Genomic DNA, 24,724 nt, shown 5'->3' on the forward strand with positions numbered 1-24,724 from the left:
TTCATTTCTCTAGAATTTCTACGAGCATCCGTGCCACGCCGTCCTGCCATTGAGGCAAGCGCAGTGAGAAGGCATTCTGCAGTTTTTGAGTGTTGAGTCGGGAGTTGCCGGGGCGCTGGGCGGGCGTGGGGTACGCGGCGGTGGTGATCGCGCCTACGTTTGCCGGTTCGACCTTGAGCTGCACGCCAGCCGCTTGCGCCTGTTCAAGCACGAAGCGGGCATAACGGTGCCAGGTGGTCTCGCCCGCTGCTGCCAGGTGATAAACCCCGCTCAATTGCGGGTTCACACCGAGCGTGCGGATGGCGTGGGCGGTGATGTCGGCCAGCAGGTCGGCGCCGGTCGGCGTGCCAAACTGGTCGTCGATCACGTTCAGGCTGTCACGTTCGCTGGCCAGGCGCAGCATGGTCTTGGCGAAGTTGTTACCGCGCGCGGCGTAGACCCAGCTGGTACGCAAGATCAGGTGCGCACAGCCGCTGGCCTGGATGGCCTGCTCGCCTTGCAGCTTGGTCGAACCATAGACGCTCAACGGGCCGACCGGGTCGCTTTCCAGCCAGGGCGTGTCGCCAGTGCCGGCGAACACGTAGTCGGTGGAATAGTGCACCAGCAACGCATTCAGCTTCAGTGCTTCGGCGGCCAGCACTGCCGGGGCTTCTGCGTTCACACGCAGGGCTTGGGCAGGCTCGCTTTCGGCCTTGTCGACGGCGGTGTAGGCGGCAGCGTTGACGATCACGTCAGGCGCAAAGCGCTGCACCGTCGCGGCCAGGCCTTGCAGGTCGCTGAGGTCGCCGCAGTAGTCCTGGCTTTTGGAGTCGAGCGCAAGCACTTGGCCCAAAGGGGCCAAGCTGCGTTGGAGTTCCCATCCCACTTGGCCATTTTTGCCAAGCAGAAGGATCTTCATGCCGTGCGCTCGGCGTAGTTCTTTTCAACCCACTCGCGGTACGAGCCGGATTGGATATTGCTGACCCAATCCTGGTTATCCAAGTACCACTCGACGGTCTTGCGGATACCGGTTTCGAACGTCTCAGCCGGTTTCCAACCCAACTCACGCTCCAGTTTGCGCGCGTCGATGGCATAGCGGCGGTCATGGCCCGGGCGATCGGTCACGTAAGCGATCTGGTCGCTATAAGGCTTGCCTTCCGCTTGAGGGCGCAGCTCGTCGAGCAACGCACATACGGTGTGGACGATATCCAGGTTCGGCTTCTCGTTCCAGCCACCGACGTTGTAGACCTCGCCCACAGTACCGGCTTCCAGTACGCGACGGATGGCGCTGCAGTGGTCTTTTACGTACAGCCAGTCACGAATTTGCTGACCGTCGCCGTACACCGGCAGCGCTTTGCCGGCCAGTGCGTTGACGATCATCAGCGGAATCAGTTTTTCCGGGAAATGGTACGGACCATAGTTGTTCGAGCAATTGGTCGTCAGCACCGGCAGACCATAGGTATGGTGATAGGCGCGGACCAGATGGTCACTCGCGGCCTTGCTCGCCGAGTAAGGGCTGTTTGGCTCGTACTGGTGAGTTTCGGTGAACGCCGGATCGTCCTTGGCCAGGGAGCCATAGACTTCGTCGGTCGATACGTGCAGGAAACGGAAGGACTGCTGCGCATCGCCTTCCAGGCCTTTCCAGTAGGCACGTACCGCTTCCAGCAGACGGAAAGTACCGACGACGTTAGTCTCGATAAAGTCTTCCGGGCCATGGATAGAACGGTCGACGTGCGACTCGGCAGCGAAGTTCAGGATCGCGCGTGGCTGGTGCTCTGCGAGCAGACGCTGGACCAGTTGGGTATCGGCGATATCGCCCTGGACGAACACATGGCGCTTGTCACCCTCGAGCGAGCTGAGGTTCTCCAGGTTGCCGGCGTACGTCAGCTTATCCAGGTTAATGACCGGCTCATCTGTCTGAGCTACCCAGTCCAATACGAAGTTTGCACCGATAAAGCCAGCACCGCCGGTTACTAAGATAGTCATTGAGTCAGATCTTTTTCAGTAATGTTGCAAAAATTAGCCCGAGGTTCCCCATAAACGTCTGCCGATACAAACCGGCGGACCAGAACCCCAGCACTCGTCTAAATAACGTTTGACTCCGTGCGCCTTTAAAGCGTGCGAGGGTCGTTCGATGCTCTTCGCAAAGACGATGCTCCATGGCTTCGAGTGCTCGAATATTCTGTTCGTTCCACTCGTAAAAACGTCCTTGAAAGATCATCCGCAGCCGAATCAGACGTGCTGCCCAGCTGGAGTTGCTGCCAATCAGATTTTCATCATGCTGGCGGTACTGCATTCTCGGCTCGGGATCGTAGTGAACGACGCCTCCCGCACCCGTAACGAGTTGATAGGCCCACCAGTCATGGGAGGGCACAACGACATCCGCACCGGCCTCGATGATCAGTTCGCGCGCGGCCTGGTTGAAAACCATGGTATTGCCGCCCGCAATGCTCTGGACCAATGCATTCGAGAAATGTGGAGGTAGCGCGAAAAGTGGCGAAAAACCAAGCGCAGCGCCAGAATCGCCTACCAACTTAGTCCGACCGCAATAAAGTGCTGGCACATTCGAAGGCTGGCTTTGCAACCAGTCGACAGCGACCTGCAGTTTGTCGTCGTTCCAAATATCGTCCTGATCACACCAGGCAAAATAATCCGCCTGAATCTCAGAACGACAAGTCAACGAGAGGAAATTTGCCACGAAGCCTTTCTGAGGGCCAGACACCACGCTTAAACGGTCGCTGCCCCAACGATTACAGTACTGCTGAAAAATCGCTGGCGAGCCATCTTTGGAACCATCATCGGAGATGAATAATCTCCAGCCATAATGACTCTGCCGTTCAATGGAGTCGAGCTGTTCTGCAAGAAACGCCTCACCATTGTACGAGCACATCAGCACCGCAACGTTGGCCAGGCTAACGTCATTCGGGAGAGTATTAGAAAGACTGCGCGATGCGAATATAGACACAATATCCCTTTGCGAGCGTACTACATATCCTGCAGGGAGGTAGGATATAGGCCACAATAAGGTCGGAATTATTACAGCATTGGTCTGTAAGAGCAATCCTGCGTGTGACCAATGGTCGACCACTCAGCGCTCCTCAAACGCTCTACAGCGAGGTGTTGCACCTGTTAGGTGCAACACTTCTATTAGCTGTACTTCGATGGAGCATTCACCTTGGTCGGTTGCAGTCAGCTCGCCATTCAATGCTCAGTGCATAGTTCAGCTTCTGCGAAACACAAACCCCAACCCAACAACGATCAACCCCATCCCCAACACGCTCAACAGCGCCAGCCGATTGCCAAAGATCAGATAATCCATCACTGCCGTTACCGCCGGTACCAGGTAAAACAGGCTGGTGACATTCACCAGATTGCCACGCGCGATCAGTCGATACAGCAGCAGCGTCGCCAACAAAGACACCACCAGGCCCATCCACAGCACCGGCAGATAAAAGCTGGCACTTTGCTCAAAGTGGAACGTCTGGAACGGCACAAACACCGCGCACAGCAGCAGCCCCGCCACGTACTGCACCGGCAGCGTGCCCAACGGGTTATCGGTGATACGTTTTTGCATGATCGAACCGAGCGTCATGCTGGCCAGCGCCAGCAAGCCGAACAGCATCCCGGCCAAGGACATACCCGACAGCCCGATGCCCTGATAGACCACCATGATCAACCCCGCCAACCCCAGCCCAAGGCCGAACAATCGGCTTAGCGAGCGCTGACGCTCCATCAGCACCACCGTAAGGATCGGCTGCACGCCCATGATGGTGGCCATCATCCCAGGCGTGACTTTGAGGTCCAGCGCCAGCAGGTAGAAAATCTGATACGCCCCCAACAACACCAGGCCGGTCGCCGCCGCGTACAGCATGGGTTTGCCGGGGCGCGGCAGTTTCAGCTTGAGGATCGGCACCAGGATCACCAGGCCCGCCAGGGCGATGGCGAAACGGATCAATAAGAAGGCAAAGGGTGAAGCATGGGCCAGGCCCCACTTGGAGAAAATCGCCCCGCTGCTCCACAGCAGGACAAACAGACTCGTCGAGGCCGCCGCGGCCACGGATTGTTTCGAAAAAACAGACATGGTTACCACCTGTCATCAGGCAAAAAAAGCCGATTCAGCAGACGCTGAGATTCAATGGTTTTTTTTCAGGCGGGCAGACGGGAACAGCGATTCGCTGATCAGCCCGAAATGCCAACACCCGGCGGTGATACGACTGCGTACACCGGCGTGCGACTGACAGGTGGGGGATAGTGACTGATCTGCGCAGGCTGCTTGTTCCCACACGGCACGACCACAGCGTTGACCGCTGAATCGACTACCGCTATGCGCTGGGAAGCTGGCATGTGCTGATCTTTTTGAAGGGATAAAGACGCGTGAACTATAACCAGCCGCCAACCGATTTTGCAATCACTTCACCCAAGCGTTTTGCGTGGCGGAGTTTTCATGCCGGCAACGAAAACCGGTCGTTATAATGCTGGCCGGATTTTTTCAAGGATTTCACATGATTGCTCTGCCCTGGCTGTACCTCGTGCTGCTTTCCATTGGCTATGTACTGGCCCTGACCTACGGGCAACTGGGCATGCTGGCGGCGGTCTCCGTGGTCATGCTGCTGATCGCAGGTTACGCCGTGCGCCAGCAACGCAACCCGTGGGCGCGTTACCTCGGGCACGGCTTGTTTATCGTACTGGCTCTGGGCCTGGCGATGCATTGGTTGCCAGGTTTCTACAACGGCCGTGGCATCGCGCCTCAACGCTTTACGCCTGATTCGGTGCCGTTCTCGATGTACCTCAACCAGGACAAACCCTTGATCGGCTTCTGGCTGCTGCTGGCCTGCCCCTGGATCGTGGCACGCAGGTCATTGCGCCTGTCGATCTGCGTGGCGGCGCTGGCCTTGACCCTGACGGCAGTCGCGGCGCTCGGCGGCGCAATGTTGCTGGGGATGGTCAGTTGGGCGCCCAAATGGCCGGAACAGGCGTGGCTGTGGGTATTGAACAACCTGCTGCTGGTGACCCTGGTTGAAGAGGCGTTGTTTCGTGGCTACATCCAGGGCGGCCTGAGCAAGCGCTTCAAACACCTGCCTTACGGCGAGAATGTGGCACTGCTGCTGGCCTCGCTGTTATTCGGTTTGGTGCACATGGGCGCGGGTTGGCACTGGGTATTGCTGGCCAGCATCGCCGGGGTCGGTTATGGCCTGGCGTATCGCTTTGGCGGGTTGGGCGCGGCAATCGCCACGCACTTCGGGCTGAACCTGCTTCACTTCGGCTTGTTTACCTACCCGATGCTGGCCGGCTGATTATTGCAAAAATAAGTTAAATAAAAGCCCGCAAGCGCCGATAACCCCTGAAAGCCTTGCGGATTGAACAACCATGCGTAATAACCAACCCGTTACCCAGCGCGAACGTACCTTCCCCGCTCAGCAACGGTTGATCTCCACCACGGATGCCAAAGGGGTCATTACCTACTGCAACGACGCTTTTGTCGAAATCAGTGGGTTCACCCGCGACGAATTGGTCCGAGCGCCGCACAACCTGGTGCGTCACCCGGATGTTCCGTCGGCGGTGTTCGCGCACATGTGGTCCACGCTCAAACAAGGCTTGCCATGGATGGGCATCGTCAAGAACCGCTGCAAGACCGGCGATCACTACTGGGTTAACGCCTATGTGACACCGGTCTTCGATGGCAACCAGGTGATCGGCTACGAATCGGTGCGCATCAAGCCCACCGCCGAGCAGATCCGCCGGGCCGAAGCGCTCTATCAACGCATCAACCAGGGCAAGTCGGCCGTACCGCAGCGCGACAAGTGGCTGCCGGTGCTGCAGGACTGGCTGCCGTTTATCCTGGTCAGCCAGCTGAGCTTCATGATCGGTGCATCGCTTAACTCCCACTGGGGCTTTGCCCTGGCGGCGGGCCTGTCGGTGCCACTGGGTCTGTTGGGGCTGAGCTGGCAGCAGCGCGGCCTGAAGCGCTTGCTGCGTTTGGCCGAACAGACCACGTCTGACCCGTTGATCGCGCAGATGTACACCGACAGCCGAGGCGCGCAGGCGCGGCTGGAGATGTCGATCCTCAGCCAGGAAGCGCGCCTGAAGACCTGTCTGACACGTTTGCAGGACACGGCTGAACACCTGAACGACCAAGCGGCGCAGTCCAATACCTTGGCGCATAACAGCTCCAGCGGACTGGAACGCCAACGTGTCGAGACCGAACAGGTGGCCACGGCGGTCAACCAGATGGCCGCGACCACTCAGGAAGTCGCCAGCCACGTACAGCGCACGGCGGATGCTACCCAGGAAGCCAACCGCCTGACCGGCCGCGGCCGCGACATCGCCGGGGAAACCCGCGAAGCGATCCAGCGTCTGTCGGTGGCCGTGGGCGAGACGGGTGTGACCGTCACCCAACTGGCCAAGGACAGCGATGAAATCGGCGGCGTGGTCGATGTGATCAAAGGCATTGCCGACCAGACCAACCTGCTGGCACTGAACGCGGCCATCGAAGCGGCGCGCGCCGGTGAGATGGGCCGAGGTTTTGCGGTAGTGGCTGACGAAGTTCGCCAACTGGCGCAGCGCACCGCCGAGTCCACCGGGCAGATCCATACGCTGATCGCCAAGCTGCAACACACCGCAGCGGCGGCCGTGCAAACCATGGACGCCGGGCATCGCCAGGCTGAAGAAGGTGTGGCGCGGGTGATGGAGGCGGATCAGGCGTTGGTGGGCATCAGTGAGGCGGTGGCCAATATCACCGACATGACGACGCAGATTGCCGCCGCAACCGAAGAGCAAAGCGCAGTGGCCGAAGAGATCAGCCGTAACATCAGCACGATTGCGCTGTTGGCGGACCAGACCTCGGAGCAGGCGATGAACTCGGCGCAGTTGAGTGAAGAGCTGACGCATACAGCCAATACCCAGTATTCGCTGGTAGAACGTTTTAACCGCTGATACAGATCGTTCCCACGCTCTGCGTGGGAACGCCTCCTGTGACGCTCTGCGTCACGGCTTTAAAAGCGGACGCAGAGCGTCCAGGACTGCATTCCCACGCGGAGCGTGGGAACGATCAAAGAAACCCAGCCACCTTCACCGCAGCCGCCTCCAAATGCTGCTCATGACTAAACCCCGAAGCCTTCAACGGCTTCAAATCATGATCCCCCGCCACCAGCCACATCACTTCGATGCTCGGCGATAACGCATACCCCTCCACCGCCGCCCGATTGCCCAGCGCATCGCGCTCGCCCTGCACAATCAACGTCGGCGCCTTCAAGCCGGCCAGATGTTCGACCCGAGGTTTTTCCGGCTTGCCCACCGCATAAAACGGATAACCCAAACACACCAGCCCATCAGCCCCCAGCTCATCGGCCAACAAACTGGCCATGCGCCCGCCCATGGACTTGCCGCCAACTGCCAATTTCCCAGCGACATGACGTCGCACCTCGGCATACACCTCACGCCAGCATTCGAGCAGTTTCGGCGCAGGGTTCGGCGGGCGTTTACCGCCGTCCACGCGGCGTTGAGCCATGTAGGGAAACTCGAAGCGCAACACGTTCACGCCATGCCCGGCAAGGCGTGCAGCCATGTCATTCATGAAGGATGAGTCCATCGGCGCACCGGCGCCGTGGGCCAGGATCAGCGTCACCGGTTCGCGTGCGCTAGCCGCGGTCGCCGCATCCCACAACCAGCCGCACTCGCGCACACACTGCGCCCATTGATCCCCGTCAATACTGGCCTTGTGCTCTTTGCCCATGCTTGCCTCGCTTTTTAGTCTGCCTATAACTCCAGCCCAAGTGCCGCATTTGCTTGGGTTGAACCGTGGATGGGGAACCATGAACACTACTTTAAGTACCGCCTATAACTACAAGGTGGTCCGCCAATTCGCCATTATGACGGTGGTGTGGGGCATCGTCGGCATGGGGCTCGGGGTTTTTCTCGCCGCCCAATTGGTTTGGCCTGCACTCAATTTCGATTTGCCCTGGACCAGCTTCGGCCGTTTGCGCCCGCTGCACACCAACGCAGTGATCTTTGCTTTCGGTGGCTGCGCGCTGTTCGCCAGCTCCTTTTACTCGGTGCAACGCACCTGCCAAACCCAGCTGTTCGCACCGAAAATCGCCGCGTTCTGCTTCTGGGGCTGGCAGTTGGTCATCCTCCTGGCCGCGATCAGCCTGCCGCTGGGTTACACCAGCTCCAAGGAATACGCCGAGCTGGAATGGCCGATCGACATCCTCATCACCATTGTCTGGGTGGCCTACGCCATCGTGTTCTTCGGCACGGTGATGAAGCGCAACACCAAGCACATCTACGTGGGCAACTGGTTCTTCGGTGCGTTCATCATCACCGTGGCCATCCTGCATATCGTCAACAACCTGGAAATCCCGGTCAGCCTGACCAAGTCCTACTCCCTCTACGGCGGTGCGACGGATGCCATGGTGCAATGGTGGTATGGGCATAACGCGGTAGGCTTTTTCCTCACCGCCGGCTTCCTGGGGATGATGTATTACTTCGTGCCCAAGCAGGCCGAACGTCCGGTGTATTCCTATCGTTTGTCCATCGTGCACTTCTGGGCGCTGATCACCCTGTACATCTGGGCCGGCCCCCACCACTTGCACTACACCGCGCTGCCGGACTGGGCACAGTCGCTGGGCATGGTGATGTCGCTGGTACTGCTGGCACCCAGCTGGGGCGGCATGATCAACGGCATGATGACCCTCTCGGGCGCCTGGCATAAGTTGCGCAGCGACCCGATTCTGCGCTTCCTCGTGGTGTCCCTGGCCTTCTACGGCATGTCGACCTTCGAAGGGCCGATGATGGCCATCAAGACGGTCAACGCCCTCTCCCACTACACCGACTGGACCATCGGCCACGTACACGCCGGTGCCCTCGGTTGGGTAGCGATGATTTCCATCGGCGCGCTGTACCACATGATCCCGAAAATCTTCGGCCGCGAGCAGATGTATAGCCTTGGCCTGATCAACGCGCACTTCTGGCTGGCCACCATCGGCACCGTGCTCTACATCGCTTCGATGTGGGTCAACGGCATTGCCCAGGGCCTGATGTGGCGTGCGGTCAACGAAGACGGCACCTTGACCTACTCCTTCGTCGAAACCCTGGTGGCCAGCCACCCTGGCTTCATCGTGCGGTTGGTGGGCGGTGCGATCTTCCTCAGCGGCATGTTGCTGATGGCTTACAACACCTGGCGCACCGTGCGCTCGGCGCAACCTGCCGAAGTCACCGCTGCGGCGCAGATGGCCTGAGGAGTCGATGATGAAACACGAAACGATTGAAAAGAACGTCGGCCTGTTGATGCTACTCATGGTGCTCGCCGTGAGCATCGGCGGCCTGACCCAGATCGTCCCGCTGTTCTTCCAGGACGTCACCAACAAACCGGTGGAAGGCATGAAGCCCTACACCGCACTGCAGCTGGAAGGTCGCGATATCTACATCCGCGAAGGCTGTGTGCAGTGCCACTCGCAGATGATCCGCCCGTTCCGCGCCGAAACCGAGCGCTACGGCCACTACTCGGTAGCCGGTGAAAGCGTGTGGGACCACCCGTTCCTGTGGGGTTCCAAGCGCACCGGGCCGGACCTGGCACGCGTCGGCGCACGCTACTCGGACGACTGGCACCGCGCGCACTTGTACAACCCGCGCAACGTGGTACCGGAGTCAAAAATGCCGGCCTACCCGTGGCTGGTTACAGCCCAAGTCGACAGCAGCCACACCGAGACCAAGTTGAAGGTGATGCGCACCCTCGGCGTGCCGTACACCGACGACGACATCAGTGGCGCCGTCGCCAGCCTCAAGGGCAAGACCGAGATGGACGCGCTGGTTTCGTACCTGCAAGTGCTCGGCACTGCCATCAAGAGCAAGAGGTGAGCCATGGGATTTGAATTCGATGCGGGCACCATCCGCGGCCTTGGCACGCTGGTGGTCGCCATCGCCTTTATCGGCCTGTCGCTATGGGTGTTCAACAACCGGCGCAACGCGGACTTCGAGCAGGCCCGCCTGCTGCCGTTTGCCGATGAACCATCCCCGTCCGACGCTCAAGAAGAGCCTGCAACAAGGAGCACCCAGCCATGACTACCTTTTGGAGTACATGGATCTGCGTATTGACCCTCGGCAGCCTGATCGGGCTGACCTGGCTGTTGGTCGGCACCCGCAAGGGCGAAACCAAAGGCAGCGTTGACCAGACCATGGGCCATGCCTTCGACGGCATCGAGGAATACGACAACCCGCTGCCCCAGTGGTGGTTCATGCTGTTCGCCGGCACTCTGGTGTTTGCGGTCGGCTACCTGATCCTCTACCCGGGCCTGGGCAACTGGAAAGGCGTGTTGCCGGGCTATGAAGACGGCTGGACCCAGACCAAGGAATGGGACAAGGAAATGGCCAGGGCTGATGCCAGGTTCGGGCCGATCTTCGCCAAATTCTCGGCAATGCCGGTGGAAGAAGTGGCCAAAGACCCGCAGGCGCTGAAAATGGGTGGGCGCCTGTTCGCCTCCAACTGCGCGGTGTGCCACGGCTCGGATGCCAAGGGCGCGTATGGTTTCCCGAACCTGGCGGACAACCTCTGGCGCTGGGGCGGCTCGGCTGAAGCGATCAAGGCGACGATCATGAGCGGGCGCCATGCGGCGATGCCGGCCTGGGGTGAAATCCTCGGTGAAGACGGCGTGAAGAACGTCGCCGCTTATGTGCGGCATGACTTGGCCAAACTGCCATTACCGGCCGACACCACCGCCGACCTCGCGGCCGGCCAGGCCGCGTTCAACACCACTTGCGTGGCGTGCCACGGCCCACAAGGCCACGGCATGGAGGCCATGGGCGCGCCGAACCTGACCGAGCCTGCCGGTTTTATCTACGGCACCAGCCTGGCCCAGTTGCAGCAGACTATCCGCCATGGTCGCCAAGGTCAGATGCCGGCGCAGGAGGTACTGCAAGGCAATGACAAGGTGCACCTGCTGGCGGCGTACGTGTACAGCCTGTCCCATAACGCTGATGGCGCAACGCCAGAAAGCCAACCTGAGTAACTGACCTGTGGCGAGGGAGCTTGCTCCCTCGCCACAGGTTCAGCGTTCGTTCTCGACATTACGCGGCCAAGTGTCGCACCCTTCCCAAGTCCAACTTTCCCCTCCTCACTTTCGGGTCTACGCTTGTTCCCACAGTGGACCAATCCTGGCCTACGCGACGGTATTCGTTGCGGCCCTGAAAATTCCTGTCCACTCGATCAGCTTTCCATTTCCGATTTTGTCCCTACGCAAAACATGGAAAGGGCGCAGAATCTGGCTCGGAACGCATTGATACAGGTCAGTCATTGCGTTGCAATGGCCCCTCGCTTTCTACATACTTGCGGCCGATTTTACCTATAAAAAAACCTAAACCGTGGAACCTTAGAATGAGCACAGCAATCAGTCCGACTGCTTATAACTATAAGGTCGTCCGCCAGTTCGCCATCATGACGGTGGTCTGGGGGATCCTTGGCATGGGGCTCGGGGTGTTTATCGCCTCGCAACTGGTGTGGCCGGAATTGAATTTCGGTTTGCCATGGACGACCTTCGGCCGCCTGCGCCCGCTGCACACCAACCTGGTGATTTTCGCCTTCGGTGGTTGTGCGTTATTTGCCACTTCCTACTATGTCGTGCAGCGAACCTGCCAGACGCGACTGATCTCCGATGGCCTCGCCGCCTTCACCTTCTGGGGCTGGCAAGCCGTAATCCTCGGCGCCATCATCACCCTGCCGCTGGGCTACACCACCACCAAGGAATACGCCGAGCTCGAATGGCCGATCGCGATTTTGCTCGCCATCGTCTGGGTGACCTACGCCGTGGTGTTCTTCGGCACCATCGTCAAGCGCAAGACCAAGCACATCTATGTGGGCAACTGGTTCTACGGTGCGTTCATCCTGGTGACGGCGATGCTGCACATCGTCAACCACGCCTCCTTGCCGGTGAGCTGGTTCAAGTCCTACTCGGCCTATGCCGGGGCGACCGACGCAATGATCCAGTGGTGGTACGGCCACAACGCCGTGGGGTTTTTCCTCACCACCGGTTTCCTGGGGATGATGTACTACTTCGTGCCCAAGCAGGCCGAACGCCCGATCTACTCGTATCGCCTGTCCATCGTGCACTTCTGGGCACTGATCACCCTGTACATCTGGGCCGGTCCCCACCACCTGCACTACACCGCACTGCCGGACTGGGCGCAGTCGTTGGGCATGGCCATGTCGATCATCCTGCTGGCGCCAAGCTGGGGCGGCATGATCAACGGCATGATGACGCTGTCGGGCGCCTGGCATAAATTGCGCACCGACCCGATCCTGCGCTTTCTGGTGGTATCGCTGGCGTTCTACGGCATGTCGACCTTCGAAGGCCCGATGATGGCCATCAAGACGGTCAACTCGCTGTCCCACTACACCGACTGGACCATCGGCCACGTACACGCCGGCGCCCTGGGCTGGGTAGCGATGATTTCCATCGGCGCGCTGTACCACATGATCCCCAAACTGTTCGGCCGCCCACAGATGCACAGCGTTGGCCTGATCAACGCGCACTTCTGGCTGGCGACCATCGGTACCGTGCTCTACATCGCCTCGATGTGGGTCAACGGCATCACCCAGGGCCTGATGTGGCGTGCCATCAACGATGACGGCACCCTCACCTACTCCTTCGTCGAAGCGCTGCAAGCCAGCCATCCGGGTTACATCGTGCGCGCCCTGGGCGGTGCCTTCTTTGCCTCCGGCATGTTCCTGATGGCCTACAACGTCTGGCGCACCGTGCGTGCCGCCGACCCGGTAGAAGCCGAAGCCGCCGCCAAGATCGCCGTTGTGGGAGCTCACTGATGAAGCATGAAGTAGTCGAGAAGAATATCGGCCTGCTGGCCTTCTTCATGGTCATCGCCGTGAGTATCGGCGGCCTGACCCAGATCGTTCCGCTGTTTTTCCAGGACGTGACCAACAAGCCGGTCGAAGGCATGAAGCCGCGCACCGCCCTTGAAGTCGAAGGCCGCGACGTCTACATCGCCAACGGCTGTGTGGGTTGCCACTCGCAGATGATCCGCCCGTTCCGTGCCGAAACCGAACGCTACGGCCACTACTCGGTGGCCGGTGAAAGCGTGTGGGACCACCCGTTCCTGTGGGGCTCCAAACGTACCGGCCCGGACCTGGCCCGTGTCGGCGGGCGTTACTCCGATGACTGGCAGCGCGCGCACTTGTACAACCCGCGCAACGTGGTGCCTGAGTCGAAAATGCCGGCGTACCCGTTCCTGGTGGAAAACAAGCTCGACGGCAAGGACACCGCCAAGAAGCTCGAAGTCCTGCGCACACTGGGCGTGCCCTACACCGATGAAGACATCGCCGGTGCCGCCGCTGCCGTGAAGGGCAAGACCGAAATGGACGCATTGGTGGCCTACCTGCAAGGCCTTGGCACCATCATCAAAAGCAAACGGTGATCTTCATGGATATCGGGATGATTCGTGGCCTGGGCACCGTTGTGGTGATGGTGGCCTTTGTCGGCCTGGCGCTGTGGGTGTTCAGCCCGCGCCGCAAGTCGGAGTTTGACGACGCGACCATGCTGCCCTTTGCAGATGATCCCGAGGCCATCAAGCACGTCGAGCAAGCTTCTAGGAGTAACAAAGAATGACTACGTTCTGGAGTCTGTACGTCACAGTCCTCAGTCTGGGTACCATTTTCGCCCTGACCTGGCTGCTGCTGTCGACCCGCAAGGGCCAGCGCACCGAGCAGACGGACGAGACCGTCGGCCACTCGTTCGACGGCATCGAGGAGTACGACAACCCGCTGCCAAAATGGTGGTTCATGCTGTTTGTCGGCACCATCATCTTTGCCCTTGGCTACCTGGCGCTGTACCCCGGCCTGGGCAACTGGAAAGGCCTGCTGCCGGGCTACAACTACCTCGACAATGACAAGCAAACCCCCTTCGCCAACGGCCAGACCGGCTGGACCGGCGTGCACGAATGGGAAAAGGAAATGGCCAAGTCGGACGCCAAGTTCGGCCCGATCTTCGCCAAATTCGCTGCAATGCCGATTGAAGACGTCGCCAAAGACCCGCAAGCCTTGAAGATGGGTGGCCGCCTGTTCGCCTCCAACTGCTCGGTGTGCCACGGCTCCGACGCCAAGGGCGCCTATGGTTTCCCCAACCTGACCGACGCCGATTGGCGCTGGGGTGGCGAGCCGGCCACCATCAAGGAAACCATCATGAAAGGCCGCCACGCGGTGATGCCGGCCTGGGCCGAGGTCATTGGCGAACAAGGCGTGGCCGACGTGGCGGGCTTTGTGGTGACCAACCTCGATGGCCGCAAACTGCCGGAAGGCACCAAGGCCGATGTGGCCAACGGCGCGAAACTCTTCGCCGCCAACTGCGTGGCCTGCCACGGCCCGGCCGGTAAAGGCACGCCAGCAATGGGCGCGCCGGACCTGACCCACCCGGGTGCATTCATCTACGGTTCGAGCTTCGCGCAATTGCAGCAGACCATTCGTTATGGCCGTCAAGGCCAGATGCCAGCGCAGGAATTGCTGCAAGGCAATGACAAGGTGCATTTGCTGGCGGCGTATGTTTACAGCCTGTCCCATGGGGATAAGCAGGCTGAGGAGCAGTAAGCTCCCGGCAACGAAAAAGCCCCGCAGTGCGGGGCTTTTTTTCTGCCGGGCTGGGGCGATTGCAGCGCATGACCATTCGGAACCTTGCACTTGCTGCGCGTCGACGCAAAGTAGTAACGTTACTACATTAAATTTGCCGAAGGGGAATACCCCATGACCATCACCACCATTTCCAGCCGTGAATTCAATCAAGACACAAGCGGTGCCAAAAAAGCCGCCAGTAAAGGCCCGGTTTTTATCACCGATCGCGGCAAGCCTGCCCATGTACTGCTAAGCATTGAGGAATACCAGAAACTGACAGGTCTGAATGCCAATATCGTTGACCTGCTGGTGATGCCGGAAGCGGCCGAAATCGACTTCGAAACCGAACGTGCCGTGATCACTCACCGCCCCGTGGACCTTTCTTGATGTATTTACTCGACACCAACGTAATCTCCGAACTACGTAAACCCCACGCCGACGCCGGAGTAGTGGCCTGGGCAAAAAGTGTTATCGCTGCGCGCATGTTCATCTCGGCCATTACCCTGAAGGAATTGGAAACCGGTGTACTGCGCATGGAACGCCGCGACCCGGCCCAAGGGAAAGTGTTGCGTACATGGCTCAAACGCCATGTGATGCCAGCGTTCGATGCCAGGATACTGCCGGTAGATGCCGCCGTTGCACTGCGTTGCGCCCATCTGCATGTGCCGGACCAGGCCAACGAAAGTGACGCGTTGATTGCCGCAACTGCTCTGGTGCACGGGCTAACCGTGGTGACGCGCAACGTCAGTGACTTCAAGTCCAGCGGGGTTCCATTGCTTAACCCATGGGACGAATGACCTGCCTATCGGCAAAAAACGTCCATACTTGCCAAGTCAATTGATCCAGATCACATATACCATCAATTGATTTCCCCCAACGCGACCAAAGGTCGCACCCGTTGAGCAGCATCGCAGGCGTATCATTACGCCACTGCAACAGCCTATTTTTGACCCCGGTTGGCACGTACTGGCCGAGGCAAATCTCCACCGCCGTGGGATGCAATGATGAGCAACCAAATACCGGTACATGACGTTACACCGCCTGCCAAAAACGCCAGCAGCACTGTCGACCTCTACGCCTCGCGCGAAAAAATCTACACCCGCGCCTTTACCGGCCTGTTCCGCAACTTGCGTATGCTCGGTGGCGCCGGTTTGTTCCTGCTCTACTTCGGCACCGTGTGGCTGAACTGGGGTGGTCACCAGGCCGTCTGGTGGAACCTGCCGGAACGCAAATTCTTCATTTTTGGCGCGACCTTCTGGCCTCAGGACTTCATCCTGCTGTCAGGCATCCTGATCGTTGCCGCGTTCGGCCTGTTCTTTATCACCGTGTACGCCGGGCGCGTGTGGTGTGGTTATACCTGCCCGCAAAGTGTGTGGACGTGGATTTTCATGTGGTGCGAAAAGGTCACCGAAGGCGACCGCAACCAGCGCATCAAGCTCGACAAGGCGCCGATGGGCGCCAACAAATTCCTGCGCAAGTTCAGCAAGCACACGCTGTGGCTGTTGATCGGCTTTGCCACCGGCATGACCTTCGTCGGCTACTTCTCGCCCATTCGCGAACTGGTGTTCGACTTCTTCACCGGCCAGGCCGATGGCTGGTCGTATTTCTGGGTCGGTTTCTTCACCCTGGCGACCTACGGTAACGCCGGCTGGTTGCGCGAACAGGTGTGCATCTACATGTGCCCGTACGCGCGTTTCCAGAGCGTTATGTTCGACAAAGACACCTTGATCGTGTCCTACGACCCGCGCCGTGGCGAAGTGCGTGGCCCGCGTAAAAAAGGGGTCGACTACAAAGCCCAGGGCCTCGGCGATTGCATCGACTGCACGATGTGCGTGCAGGTGTGCCCCACCGGCATCGACATCCGCGACGGCCTGCAAATCGAGTGCATCGGTTGCGCCGCCTGTATCGACGCCTGCGACAACATCATGGACAAAATGGACTACCCACGCGGCCTGATCAGCTACACCACCGAGCACAACCTGTCCGGGCAGAAAACCCATAAGCTGCGCCCGCGCCTGATCGGTTATGCCTTGGTGCTGCTGGCGATGATCGGCCTGTTGGCCGGCGCATTTTTCATGCGCTCGCTGGTGGGCTTCGACGTCAGCAAGGACCGCGTGCTGTACCGCGAAAACGCCGAAGGCCGCATCGAAAACGTCTACAGCCTGAAGATCATGAACAAGGACCAGCGCGACCACACCTACGTGCTCGACGCCTCGGGCCTGCCCGACCTCAAGCTGCAAGGCCGCCGCGAGATCAAGGTCGCCGCCGGGGAAATCTTCAGCATGCCGGTAGAGCTGTCCAGCGCCCCTGAGCAACTGCCATCGAGCACCAACGAGGTGAAATTCATCCTCAGGGATGCCGATGACGACAGCGTCCACATTGAAGCCAAGAGCCGATTCATCGGCCCACAAGTCCGCTAATTAAAAGAGAGCACAACAATGCCCGCAGCTACTGCCGCAAGCCCTTGGTACAAGCACCTCTGGCCCTGGATCATCATCGGGATCCTGGCCTGCTCGGTGACCTTGACCTTGTCCATGGTGACCATTGCGGTGAAGAACCCGGACAACCTGGTCAACGACAACTACTACGAGGCCGGCAAAGGCATCAACCGCTCCCTGGACCGTGAGCGGCTGGCCCAGACCCTGCAATTGCGCGGCAAGCTGCACCTGGACGAACTCACCGGTGAAGTCGAACTGCAACTCACCGGCTACAGCAACCCCAATACCCTTGAGCTGAACCTGATTTCCCCGACCCAGCCGGAAAAGGATCGCAAGATCAACCTCACCCGCAGCGACAGCGAACCAGGCCGCTACATCGGCCAGGTCACCGACAAGGTAGAGGGCCGGCGCTTTGTGGAACTGCTCGGCGTAGAGGGCGACAAGACCTGGCGCCTGTTCGAAGAAGAAGAGGTCAGCCACGACAAGGACTTGCTGTTGGGTGATGAACCGTTGCAGGGTGCCGAAGACCTGAAAAAGTAGCTTGATCGTTCCCACGCTCCGCGTGGTAATGCAGCCAGTGACGCTCTGCGTCACAACAGCGGACGCGGAGCGTCCAGCGAGGCGTTCCCACGCAGAGCGTGGGAACGATCTGTGGAATTGAACCATGACCAGCCCAACCCCCTGCTACCACTGCGCCCTGCCCGTCCCGCCCGGCAGCCGGTTCACCGCCGACATCCTCGGCGAGCGCCGCGAACTCTGCTGCCCAGGCTGCCAGGCGGTGGCCGAGGCGATTGTGGCCGGTGGACTGGAAAGCTATTACCAACACCGCAGCGAAGCCTCGGCCAACCCCGAGGCGTTGCCGGTGCAACTGGTCGACGAGCTGGCGCTGTACGACCGCGTCGACGTACAAAAACCCTTTGTGCGTCACGAGGGCGATCTGGCCGAAGCCACCCTGTTGATGGAAGGCATCAGCTGCGCCGCCTGTGGCTGGCTGATCGAGAAACACCTGCGCAGCCTGCCGGCGGTGGCCGAGGCGCGACTGAACCTGTCCAACCACCGCCTGCACGTGCGCTGGGCCGACGGCCAATTGCCGCTAAGCCAGGTGCTCAGCGAGCTGCGCCATATCGGCTATGCCGCCCACCCTTACCAGGCCGATCGCGCCGCCGAACAATTGGCCAGCGAAAACCGCCGAGCCTTGCGCCAACTGGGCGTGGCGGGGCTGCTGTGGTTCCAGGCGATGATGGCGACCATGGCCACCTGGCCGGAATTCAATATCGACCTGAGCCCGGAGCTGCACGTAATCCTGCGCTGGGTGGCGATGTTTCTGACTACGCCCATCGTGTTCTACAGCTGTGCGCCGTTCTTTAAAGGCGCTCTGCGCGACCTGCGTACGCGCCACCTGACCATGGATGTGTCGGTGTCCCTGGCGATTGGCGGCGCGTACCTGGCGGGTATCTGGACGGCCATCACCGGCACTGGCGAGTTGTACTTCGACGCGGTGGGCATGTTCGCGCTGTTCCTGCTCGCCGGGCGCTACCTGGAGCGCCGGGCGCGGGAACGCACCGCCGCCGCCACCGCGCAGTTGGTCAACCTGTTGCCCGCTTCATGCTTACGGCTTAAAGGCGACGGTCAGAGCGAGCGCATCCTGCTCAGCGAATTGGCCGTGGGCGACCGGGTGCTGGTGCATCCAGGTGCCGTGCTGGCGGCCGATGGAGTGATTCTTGACGGCCAGTCGAGCATTGACGAGTCGCTGCTCACCGGCGAATACCTGCCGCAGCCGCGTAACGTCGGCGATGCGGTCACCGCCGGCACACTCAACGTCGAAGGGGCGCTGACCGTCGAGGTGCGCGCGTTGGGGCATGACACCCGCTTGTCTGCCATCGTGCGCCTGCTGGAACGTGCTCAGGCCGAGAAACCGCGCCTGGCGCAAATCGCCGACCGCGCTGCGCAATGGTTTCTGCTGTGCTCACTGATCGCGGCCGCGCTGATCGGCCTGCTGTGGTGGGAGCTGGACGCATCACGGGCGTTCTGGATTGTGCTGGCGATGCTCGTGGCAACCTGCCCCTGCGCGTTGTCGCTGGCCACACCGACCGCGCTCACCGCCGCCACCGGCACACTGCACAAACTCGGGTTGCTGCTGACCCGCGGCCACGTGCTGGAAGGCCTGAACCAGATCGACACGGTGATTTTCGACAAGACCGGCACCCTCACCGAAGGCCGCCTGGCCCTGCGTGCCATCCGCCCTTTAAGCTCGTTGAACAGCGACGATTGCCTGGGCCTCGCCGCCGCGCTGGAAAACCGCTCCGAGCACCCGATTGCCCGCGCCTTCGGGCGTGCGCCGCTGGCCGCCGAGGAAGTCCTGAGTTTCCCAGGCTTAGGCCTGGAAGGTCGTGTGGGCGAGCATCAATTGCGCATCGGCCAGCCGGGCTTTGTGTGCCAATTAAGCGGCTGCGCGATTCCCGCCTCGCCGGACGAAGCAGGCCAATGGTTGCTGCTGGGCGATCATGAAGGCGCCCTCGCCTGGTTCGTGCTCGATGACCGCCTGCGCAGCGATGCGCCCGCCCTGCTGGCCGCGTGCAAAGCGCGAGGCTGGCGCACGCTGCTCTTGTCGGGCGACAGCTCGCCGATGGTCGCCAGTGTCGCGCTGGAGCTGGGGATCGACGAGGCCAAGGGCGGCTTGCGCCCCGACGACAAACTGCAGGTGCTGCAACAGTTGCACCAGCAAGGCCGCAAGGTGCTGATGCTCGGCGACGGCGTCAACGATGTGCCGGTGCTCGCCGCCGCCGATATCAGCGTGGCGATGGGCTCGGCCACCGACCTGGCAAAAACCAGCGCCGATGCCGTGCTGCTCTCCAACCGCCTCGACGCGCTGGTGCAGGCGTTTACCCTGGCGCGACGTACACGGCGGGTAATCATCGAAAACCTGCTGTGGGCCGGGCTGTACAATGGCCTTATGCTGCCGTTTGCCGCCCTCGGCTGGATCACGCCGATCTGGGCCGCGATCGGCATGTCGCTCAGCTCGTTGACCGTGGTGCTCAACGCCTTGCGCCTGACTCGCCTGCCGAGCCCGCAAGTAAGCAGTGCCACCCTAGTAACCCGCCCGCTGCCGGCTTGAGCCGCGTGGGCCTGGAGTACCGATGCCAGCTCTTTACGTGATGATTCCGGCGGCGCTGCTGTTAGTCGGCGTGGCCATTTACATTTTCTTCTGGGCGGTGGACAGCGGTCAGTACGATGACCTCGATGGCCCGGCCCACAGCGTGCTGTTCGACGACCAGGACCCGAACCACTTGGCGGGCGTCGACGAAGCCAACCGGGCCGAGCAACCGCCCAAAGACCCGCCCCATGCTTGAGCTGGCGCCACTGCTGGTTTCGGCCTTGATCCTCGGGCTACTGGGCGGCGGCCATTGCCTGGGCATGTGCGGCGGGCTGATGGGCGCGCTGACCCTGGCAATCCCCAAAGAACAACGCAGCCGCCGTTTTCGCCTGCTGCTCGCCTACAACCTGGGGCGCATCCTCAGCTACGCCGCCGCCGGGTTACTGATCGGCCTGGCCGGCTGGGCAGTGGCCAACAGCCCGGCGGCGATGTTCATGCGCGTGCTCGCCGGGTTGTTGCTGATCAGCATGGGCCTGTACCTGGCGGGCTGGTGGAGCGGCCTCACCCGTATCGAAAGCCTGGGGCGCGGCCTGTGGCGCTCTATACAGCCGGTCGCCAACCGTTTGCTGCCGGTGTCCAGCCTGCCACGCGCATTGCTGCTGGGCGCGCTGTGGGGCTGGTTGCCATGTGGGTTGGTCTACAGCACGCTGCTGTGGGCGGCGAGCCAGGGTAATGCGCTGGACAGTGCTTTGCTGATGCTGGCCTTCGGGCTTGGAACTTGGCCCGTACTACTGGCCACCGGCTTGGCGGCAGAACGTGTCACCGCGCTGCTGCGCAAACGCAGCGTGCGTGTGGCCGGTGGCATGCTGGTGATTGTGTTTGGGGTTTGGACGCTGCCAGGCCCGCATCAACACTGGCTAATGGGCCATTAAATCGCCATGTGGCATAGCGCCGCTCCCCGTTGATGCAAATCAAGATGGCACCTGCGGCGCGCCCCTAGACTCGGCCCACTAGCCAATCCGGGGGACCGCCCGCATGCTCGACGCCATTCGTTGGGACACAGATCTGATTCACCGCTACGACTTGGCGGGGCCGCGCTACACGTCCTACCCCACCGCCGTACAATTCGACAGCCAGGTCGGCACCTTCGACCTGCTCCACGCCCTGCGCGACAGCCGCAAGGCCGTACGGCCCTTGTCGCTGTATGTGCATGTGCCGTTTTGCGCGAACATCTGCTACTACTGCGCCTGCAACAAGGTCATCACCAAGGACCGTGGCCGTGCCCAGGCCTACCTGCAACGCCTGGAGCAGGAAATCCAGCTGGTGGCCTGCCACCTCGACCCGAAACAGCCCGTGGAGCAACTGCACTTCGGCGGCGGCACCCCGACCTTTCTCAGCCACGACGAACTGCGCCAGGTGATGACGCGCCTGCGCCAGCACTTCAACTTGCTCGATGATGATTCCGGTGACTATGGCATCGAGATCGACCCACGCGAAGCCGACTGGGCGACCATGGGGTTGCTGCGCGAACTGGGCTTCAACCGCGTAAGCATCGGCCTGCAGGACCTGGACCCCGAGGTGCAGCGTGCGGTCAACCGCCTGCAAAGCCTGGAAGAAACCCGTGCAGTGATCGATGCGGCGCGCACCCTGCAGTTTCGCTCGATCAATATCGACCTGATCTACGGCCTGCCCAAGCAAACGCCGCTGAATTTTGCGCGCACCGTCGAAGAGGTGATCAACCTGCAACCGGATCGCGTGTCGGTGTTCAACTACGCGCACCTGCCCGAGCGCTTTATGCCGCAGCGGCGCATCAACACCGACGAGTTGCCCTCGCCGGCAGAAAAGCTGCTGATGCTGCAAACCACCATCGAACAGTTGACCCGTGCCGGCTACCGCTACATCGGCATGGACCACTTTGCCCTGCCGGATGACGAGCTGGCCGTGGCTCAGGAAGAAGGCACGCTGCAGCGTAACTTCCAGGGCTACACCACCCACGGGCATTGCGATTTGATTGGGCTGGGGGTTTCAGCGATCAGCCAGATCGGCGACCTGTATTGCCAGAACAGCAGTGACCTCAATCACTACCAGAACGCCCTCGCCGGGGCGCAACTGGCCACCAGCCGTGGCTTGGTCTGCACCACGGATGATCGTTTGCGCCGGGAAGTGATTCAGCAGTTGATCTGCAATTTCAGCCTGGCATTCGAGCGGATCGAACAGGCTTTCAACATCGATTTTCGCGGCTATTTCGACGAACTATGGCCACAGCTGGAGACAATGGCCGCCGATGGCCTGATCGAACTGGATGCCCACGGTATTCGCGTATTGCCGGCCGGCCGCTTGCTGGTGCGCTCGGTGTGCATGGTGTTCGATGCCTACCTGGAGCACCAGAACAGGCAGCGATTCTCGCGGGTGATCTAAGGGCTTTATTTCGCCATCAGGCTCATGGCTTCCATCTGAGCTTCAGGCGACTCATCTTTCAGCGATTTGGCCAGTTGTGATTGGGCGGTCATTAAACCGGCCTGTATCGTCGCCACGTCGCCCTGCAAACCCGCCACTTTGGCTTGGCGTGCTTGCGGGGTCAACGTGGTGTCATTCATGGCTGCCGAGAGCTGAGCCATCTTTTCGGCAAGCTGCTTTTTCAGCTCGCGGATCATCTTCAGCAACTGTTTGATGTTGTCTTTCAGATTGCTTTCATCAATATCGCTATTGGAGGATTTCTCAGCCGAAGCCATGCCCATCCCCGCGCCGGAAATGACCACCTTCACACCTTCAGCCGCATTAGGTTCAGCGGGCTTGTCCTCGGTAGCGGCCTTGGACGCGGCGTCTTTATCCCTGGCCGCATCGGCGGCCTTCCAGACCGATACCGTTGCAACGTTGATCGATGGGTTTGAGACAGTGCTGACTGACATGATCTGAGCTCCAGCTCATAGAGAGACACCTGTGTATCGGCACCGATACAAAGAGCTTTATACCGTTGCTGCTTTTTTGTACACGCTGGCCTCAGCCACCCTCGGTGCGTTACCCTTACGTCTTATGTGTGTTTTCCCACAAGGATTTAAGAAATGTCCGAGCCAGTTAAACTGCGCGCTCACAGCCAGGCTCACTGCAAGGATTGCAGCCTGGCCCCCCTCTGCCTGCCACTTTCATTGAATTTGGAAGACATGGAAGCGCTGGACGAAATCGTTAAACGCGGTCGCCCGCTGAAAAAAGGCGAGTTTCTGTTTCGCCAGGGCGACAAATTCGATTCTGTCTATGCAGTACGTTCGGGCGCGCTGAAGACCTTCAGCCTGAGCGACGGCGGCGAGGAGCAGATCACCGGCTTCCACCTGCCCAGCGAACTGGTCGGGTTGTCTGGCATGGACACCGAGATTCACCCGGTGTCGGCCCAGGCCCTGGAGACGACCTCGGTGTGCGAAATCCCTTTCGAGCGCCTGGATGAATTGGCCCTGCAGCTGCCGCAACTGCGCCGCCAGTTGATGCGGGTGATGAGCCGCGAGATCCGTGACGACCAACAGATGATGTTGCTGCTGTCGAAGAAAACCGCCGACGAGCGCATCGCCACGTTTTTGGTCAACCTGTCGGCGCGCTTCCGTGCCCGAGGGTTCTCGGCCAACCAGTTCCGCCTGAGCATGTCGCGCAATGAAATCGGCAATTACCTGGGCCTGGCGGTGGAAACCGTGTCCCGCGTGTTTACCCGTTTCCAGCAAAACGAGCTGATTGCCGCCGAAGGCAAGGAAGTGCATATCCTCGACCCGATCCAGCTCTGCGCGCTGGCCGGGGGCTCGCTGGAAGTCTGAAGCGCACGCTTGCGGCCGCGCCAATCGGCAAGGCCGCAGGTATACTTCGAGTCCGTTTTCCGCTCCCAGGACTCTTCGACGATGACCTTCGATTCGTTCGACATCAAATCCCTGATCCGCCCCGTCATCGACTTCCCCAAGCCTGGGGTGATCTTTCGTGACATTACCCCGCTGTTCCAATCGCCCCGCGCCCTGCGCCTGGTGGCCGACAGCTTTGCCCAGCGTTACGTCGAGGCCGACTTTACCCACATCGGCGCGATGGATGCCCGTGGCTTCCTGATCGGCTCGATCATCGCCTACCAGTTGAACAAACCACTGATCCTGTTCCGCAAACAGGGCAAGCTGCCGGCTGACGTGCTGGCCGAGGGTTACCAGACCGAATACGGCGAGGCCTTTCTCGAAGTGCATGCCGACAGCCTGTGCGACGGCGACTCGGTGCTGATGTTCGATGACCTGATCGCCACCGGCGGCACCTTGATTGCCGCGGCAAACCTGGTACGGCGTATGGGCGCGAAGATCTTCGAAGCGGCGGCGATCATTGACCTGCCGGAGCTGGGTGGCTCGCAACGTCTGCAGGATATGGGCATTGCGACGTTCTGCCTGACGCAGTTTGGGTTGACCGAAGTTTAAAAGTTGCCTGGGCCGGCGCTATCGCAGCATAGGTATCTACACAACCGGTTAACACGGAGTCTGTTGCAAGTGGGCTGTTGTGGCGAGCAGGCTTGCCCTGCGTTGGGCTGCGAAGCGGCCCCAGTNCATAGGTATCTACACAACCGGTTAACACGGAGTCTGTTGCAAGTGGGCTGTTGTG

General features: G+C 60.5%; 26 protein-coding genes. 20 read left to right on the forward strand and 6 right to left on the reverse strand.

Annotated elements, in window-relative coordinates:
* Window position 1 precedes the first annotated feature (1 nt).
* The 4 genes from rfbD to ASE80_RS26365 all read right to left on the reverse strand — a co-directional run bounded on the left by rfbD (window position 2) and on the right by ASE80_RS26365 (window position 4,060).
* A complete protein-coding gene (gene rfbD / locus ASE80_RS26350; RefSeq protein WP_056861510.1) occupies window positions 2-898 on the reverse strand; it encodes a dTDP-4-dehydrorhamnose reductase in 897 nt (298 codons plus the stop codon).
* On the reverse strand, window positions 895-1,965 hold the full coding sequence (rfbB, locus tag ASE80_RS26355) for a dTDP-glucose 4,6-dehydratase (protein WP_056861511.1): 1,071 nt from the start codon (window positions 1,963-1,965) through the stop codon (window positions 895-897). The genes rfbD and rfbB overlap by 4 nt, the downstream gene beginning before the upstream one ends.
* A gap of 4 nt (window positions 1,966-1,969) precedes the next feature.
* On the reverse strand, window positions 1,970-2,944 hold the full coding sequence (locus ASE80_RS26360) for a glycosyltransferase family 2 protein (RefSeq protein ID WP_082463685.1): 975 nt from the start codon (window positions 2,942-2,944) through the stop codon (window positions 1,970-1,972).
* A 255-nt stretch (window positions 2,945-3,199) separates the two neighbouring features.
* Window positions 3,200-4,060: a DMT family transporter gene (locus tag ASE80_RS26365; RefSeq protein ID WP_056861513.1), complete on the reverse strand. Its 861-nt coding sequence runs from the start codon at window positions 4,058-4,060 to the stop codon at window positions 3,200-3,202.
* A gap of 421 nt (window positions 4,061-4,481) precedes the next feature.
* Between ASE80_RS26365 and ASE80_RS26370 the strand changes: the two genes are divergently transcribed.
* The gene (locus ASE80_RS26370; RefSeq protein ID WP_056861514.1) at window positions 4,482-5,273 is read left to right on the forward strand and encodes a CPBP family intramembrane glutamic endopeptidase; all 792 of its coding nucleotides are present in this window, start codon (window positions 4,482-4,484) and stop codon (window positions 5,271-5,273) included.
* A 73-nt stretch (window positions 5,274-5,346) separates the two neighbouring features.
* A complete protein-coding gene (locus ASE80_RS26375) occupies window positions 5,347-6,912 on the forward strand; it encodes a methyl-accepting chemotaxis protein (RefSeq protein WP_056861515.1) in 1,566 nt (521 codons plus the stop codon).
* A gap of 115 nt (window positions 6,913-7,027) precedes the next feature.
* Here the strand turns inward: ASE80_RS26375 and ASE80_RS31210 are convergent, their stop codons facing one another.
* On the reverse strand, window positions 7,028-7,711 hold the full coding sequence (locus tag ASE80_RS31210) for an alpha/beta family hydrolase (protein ID WP_056861516.1): 684 nt from the start codon (window positions 7,709-7,711) through the stop codon (window positions 7,028-7,030).
* Between the two features lie 79 nt (window positions 7,712-7,790).
* On the opposite strand from ASE80_RS31210, the gene ccoN (ASE80_RS26385) reads away from it, so the two are divergent.
* The 16 genes from ccoN (ASE80_RS26385) (at window position 7,791) to hemN (ending at window position 22,534) form a co-directional block, all read left to right on the forward strand.
* Window positions 7,791-9,215: a cytochrome-c oxidase, cbb3-type subunit I gene (gene ccoN / locus ASE80_RS26385; RefSeq protein ID WP_056861517.1), complete on the forward strand. Its 1,425-nt coding sequence runs from the start codon at window positions 7,791-7,793 to the stop codon at window positions 9,213-9,215.
* Between the two features lie 10 nt (window positions 9,216-9,225).
* Window positions 9,226-9,834 (forward strand): cytochrome-c oxidase, cbb3-type subunit II, encoded by a 609-nt coding sequence (ccoO, locus tag ASE80_RS26390; RefSeq protein ID WP_034108140.1) that lies wholly within the window; start codon window positions 9,226-9,228, stop codon window positions 9,832-9,834.
* Between the two features lie 3 nt (window positions 9,835-9,837).
* Window positions 9,838-10,038, forward strand: coding sequence for a cbb3-type cytochrome oxidase subunit 3 (locus tag ASE80_RS26395; RefSeq protein WP_056861518.1), 201 nt, complete (start codon window positions 9,838-9,840; stop codon window positions 10,036-10,038).
* Window positions 10,035-10,982 (forward strand): cytochrome-c oxidase, cbb3-type subunit III, encoded by a 948-nt coding sequence (gene ccoP, locus ASE80_RS26400; RefSeq protein WP_056861519.1) that lies wholly within the window; start codon window positions 10,035-10,037, stop codon window positions 10,980-10,982. The genes ASE80_RS26395 and ccoP (ASE80_RS26400) overlap by 4 nt, the downstream gene beginning before the upstream one ends.
* Window positions 10,983-11,347: 365 nt before the next feature.
* Window positions 11,348-12,790: a cytochrome-c oxidase, cbb3-type subunit I gene (ccoN, locus tag ASE80_RS26405; RefSeq protein ID WP_056861520.1), complete on the forward strand. Its 1,443-nt coding sequence runs from the start codon at window positions 11,348-11,350 to the stop codon at window positions 12,788-12,790.
* Entirely contained in the window at window positions 12,790-13,398 is a 609-nt protein-coding gene (ccoO, locus tag ASE80_RS26410) for a cytochrome-c oxidase, cbb3-type subunit II (protein WP_056861521.1), read from the forward strand. The genes ccoN (ASE80_RS26405) and ccoO (ASE80_RS26410) overlap by 1 nt, the downstream gene beginning before the upstream one ends.
* Window positions 13,399-13,403: 5 nt before the next feature.
* Window positions 13,404-13,589 (forward strand): CcoQ/FixQ family Cbb3-type cytochrome c oxidase assembly chaperone, encoded by a 186-nt coding sequence (locus ASE80_RS26415; RefSeq protein WP_005790274.1) that lies wholly within the window; start codon window positions 13,404-13,406, stop codon window positions 13,587-13,589.
* Entirely contained in the window at window positions 13,586-14,563 is a 978-nt protein-coding gene (gene ccoP / locus ASE80_RS26420; protein ID WP_056861522.1) for a cytochrome-c oxidase, cbb3-type subunit III, read from the forward strand. Before ASE80_RS26415 ends, ccoP (ASE80_RS26420) begins: the two co-directional genes overlap by 4 nt.
* Before the next feature lie 153 nt (window positions 14,564-14,716).
* The gene (locus tag ASE80_RS26425) at window positions 14,717-14,971 is read left to right on the forward strand and encodes a type II toxin-antitoxin system Phd/YefM family antitoxin (RefSeq protein ID WP_056861523.1); all 255 of its coding nucleotides are present in this window, start codon (window positions 14,717-14,719) and stop codon (window positions 14,969-14,971) included.
* Window positions 14,971-15,381: a type II toxin-antitoxin system VapC family toxin gene (locus ASE80_RS26430; protein ID WP_056861524.1), complete on the forward strand. Its 411-nt coding sequence runs from the start codon at window positions 14,971-14,973 to the stop codon at window positions 15,379-15,381. Before ASE80_RS26425 ends, ASE80_RS26430 begins: the two co-directional genes overlap by 1 nt.
* 207 nt (window positions 15,382-15,588) lie before the next feature.
* Window positions 15,589-17,004, forward strand: coding sequence for a cytochrome c oxidase accessory protein CcoG (gene ccoG, locus ASE80_RS26435; protein ID WP_056861525.1), 1,416 nt, complete (start codon window positions 15,589-15,591; stop codon window positions 17,002-17,004).
* Between the two features lie 18 nt (window positions 17,005-17,022).
* Window positions 17,023-17,562: a FixH family protein gene (locus tag ASE80_RS26440; protein WP_056861526.1), complete on the forward strand. Its 540-nt coding sequence runs from the start codon at window positions 17,023-17,025 to the stop codon at window positions 17,560-17,562.
* A gap of 124 nt (window positions 17,563-17,686) precedes the next feature.
* Complete coding sequence (locus tag ASE80_RS26445; RefSeq protein WP_056861527.1) at window positions 17,687-20,137, forward strand: heavy metal translocating P-type ATPase; 2,451 nt, start codon at window positions 17,687-17,689, stop codon at window positions 20,135-20,137.
* A 22-nt stretch (window positions 20,138-20,159) separates the two neighbouring features.
* On the forward strand, window positions 20,160-20,372 hold the full coding sequence (gene ccoS, locus ASE80_RS26450; RefSeq protein ID WP_017134806.1) for a cbb3-type cytochrome oxidase assembly protein CcoS: 213 nt from the start codon (window positions 20,160-20,162) through the stop codon (window positions 20,370-20,372).
* Window positions 20,365-21,048: a sulfite exporter TauE/SafE family protein gene (locus tag ASE80_RS26455; protein ID WP_056861528.1), complete on the forward strand. Its 684-nt coding sequence runs from the start codon at window positions 20,365-20,367 to the stop codon at window positions 21,046-21,048. The genes ccoS and ASE80_RS26455 overlap by 8 nt, the downstream gene beginning before the upstream one ends.
* A 103-nt stretch (window positions 21,049-21,151) precedes the next feature.
* The gene (gene hemN / locus ASE80_RS26460; protein WP_056861529.1) at window positions 21,152-22,534 is read left to right on the forward strand and encodes an oxygen-independent coproporphyrinogen III oxidase; all 1,383 of its coding nucleotides are present in this window, start codon (window positions 21,152-21,154) and stop codon (window positions 22,532-22,534) included.
* A gap of 5 nt (window positions 22,535-22,539) precedes the next feature.
* On the opposite strand, the gene ASE80_RS26465 is transcribed toward hemN, so the two are convergent.
* Complete coding sequence (locus ASE80_RS26465; RefSeq protein WP_056861530.1) at window positions 22,540-23,025, reverse strand: hypothetical protein; 486 nt, start codon at window positions 23,023-23,025, stop codon at window positions 22,540-22,542.
* A gap of 153 nt (window positions 23,026-23,178) precedes the next feature.
* Between ASE80_RS26465 and fnr the strand changes: the two genes are divergently transcribed.
* Both fnr and ASE80_RS26475 read left to right on the forward strand, forming a co-directional pair.
* A complete protein-coding gene (gene fnr, locus ASE80_RS26470) occupies window positions 23,179-23,913 on the forward strand; it encodes a fumarate/nitrate reduction transcriptional regulator Fnr (RefSeq protein ID WP_056861531.1) in 735 nt (244 codons plus the stop codon).
* A gap of 81 nt (window positions 23,914-23,994) precedes the next feature.
* Window positions 23,995-24,543, forward strand: a complete 549-nt coding sequence (locus tag ASE80_RS26475) for an adenine phosphoribosyltransferase (RefSeq protein ID WP_056861532.1) — start codon at window positions 23,995-23,997, stop codon at window positions 24,541-24,543.
* Window positions 24,544-24,724: the final 181 nt, after the last annotated feature.

It is taken from the genome of Pseudomonas sp. Leaf15, from assembly GCF_001421425.1.
Classification (GTDB): Bacteria; Pseudomonadota; Gammaproteobacteria; order Pseudomonadales; family Pseudomonadaceae; genus Aquipseudomonas; species Aquipseudomonas salomonii.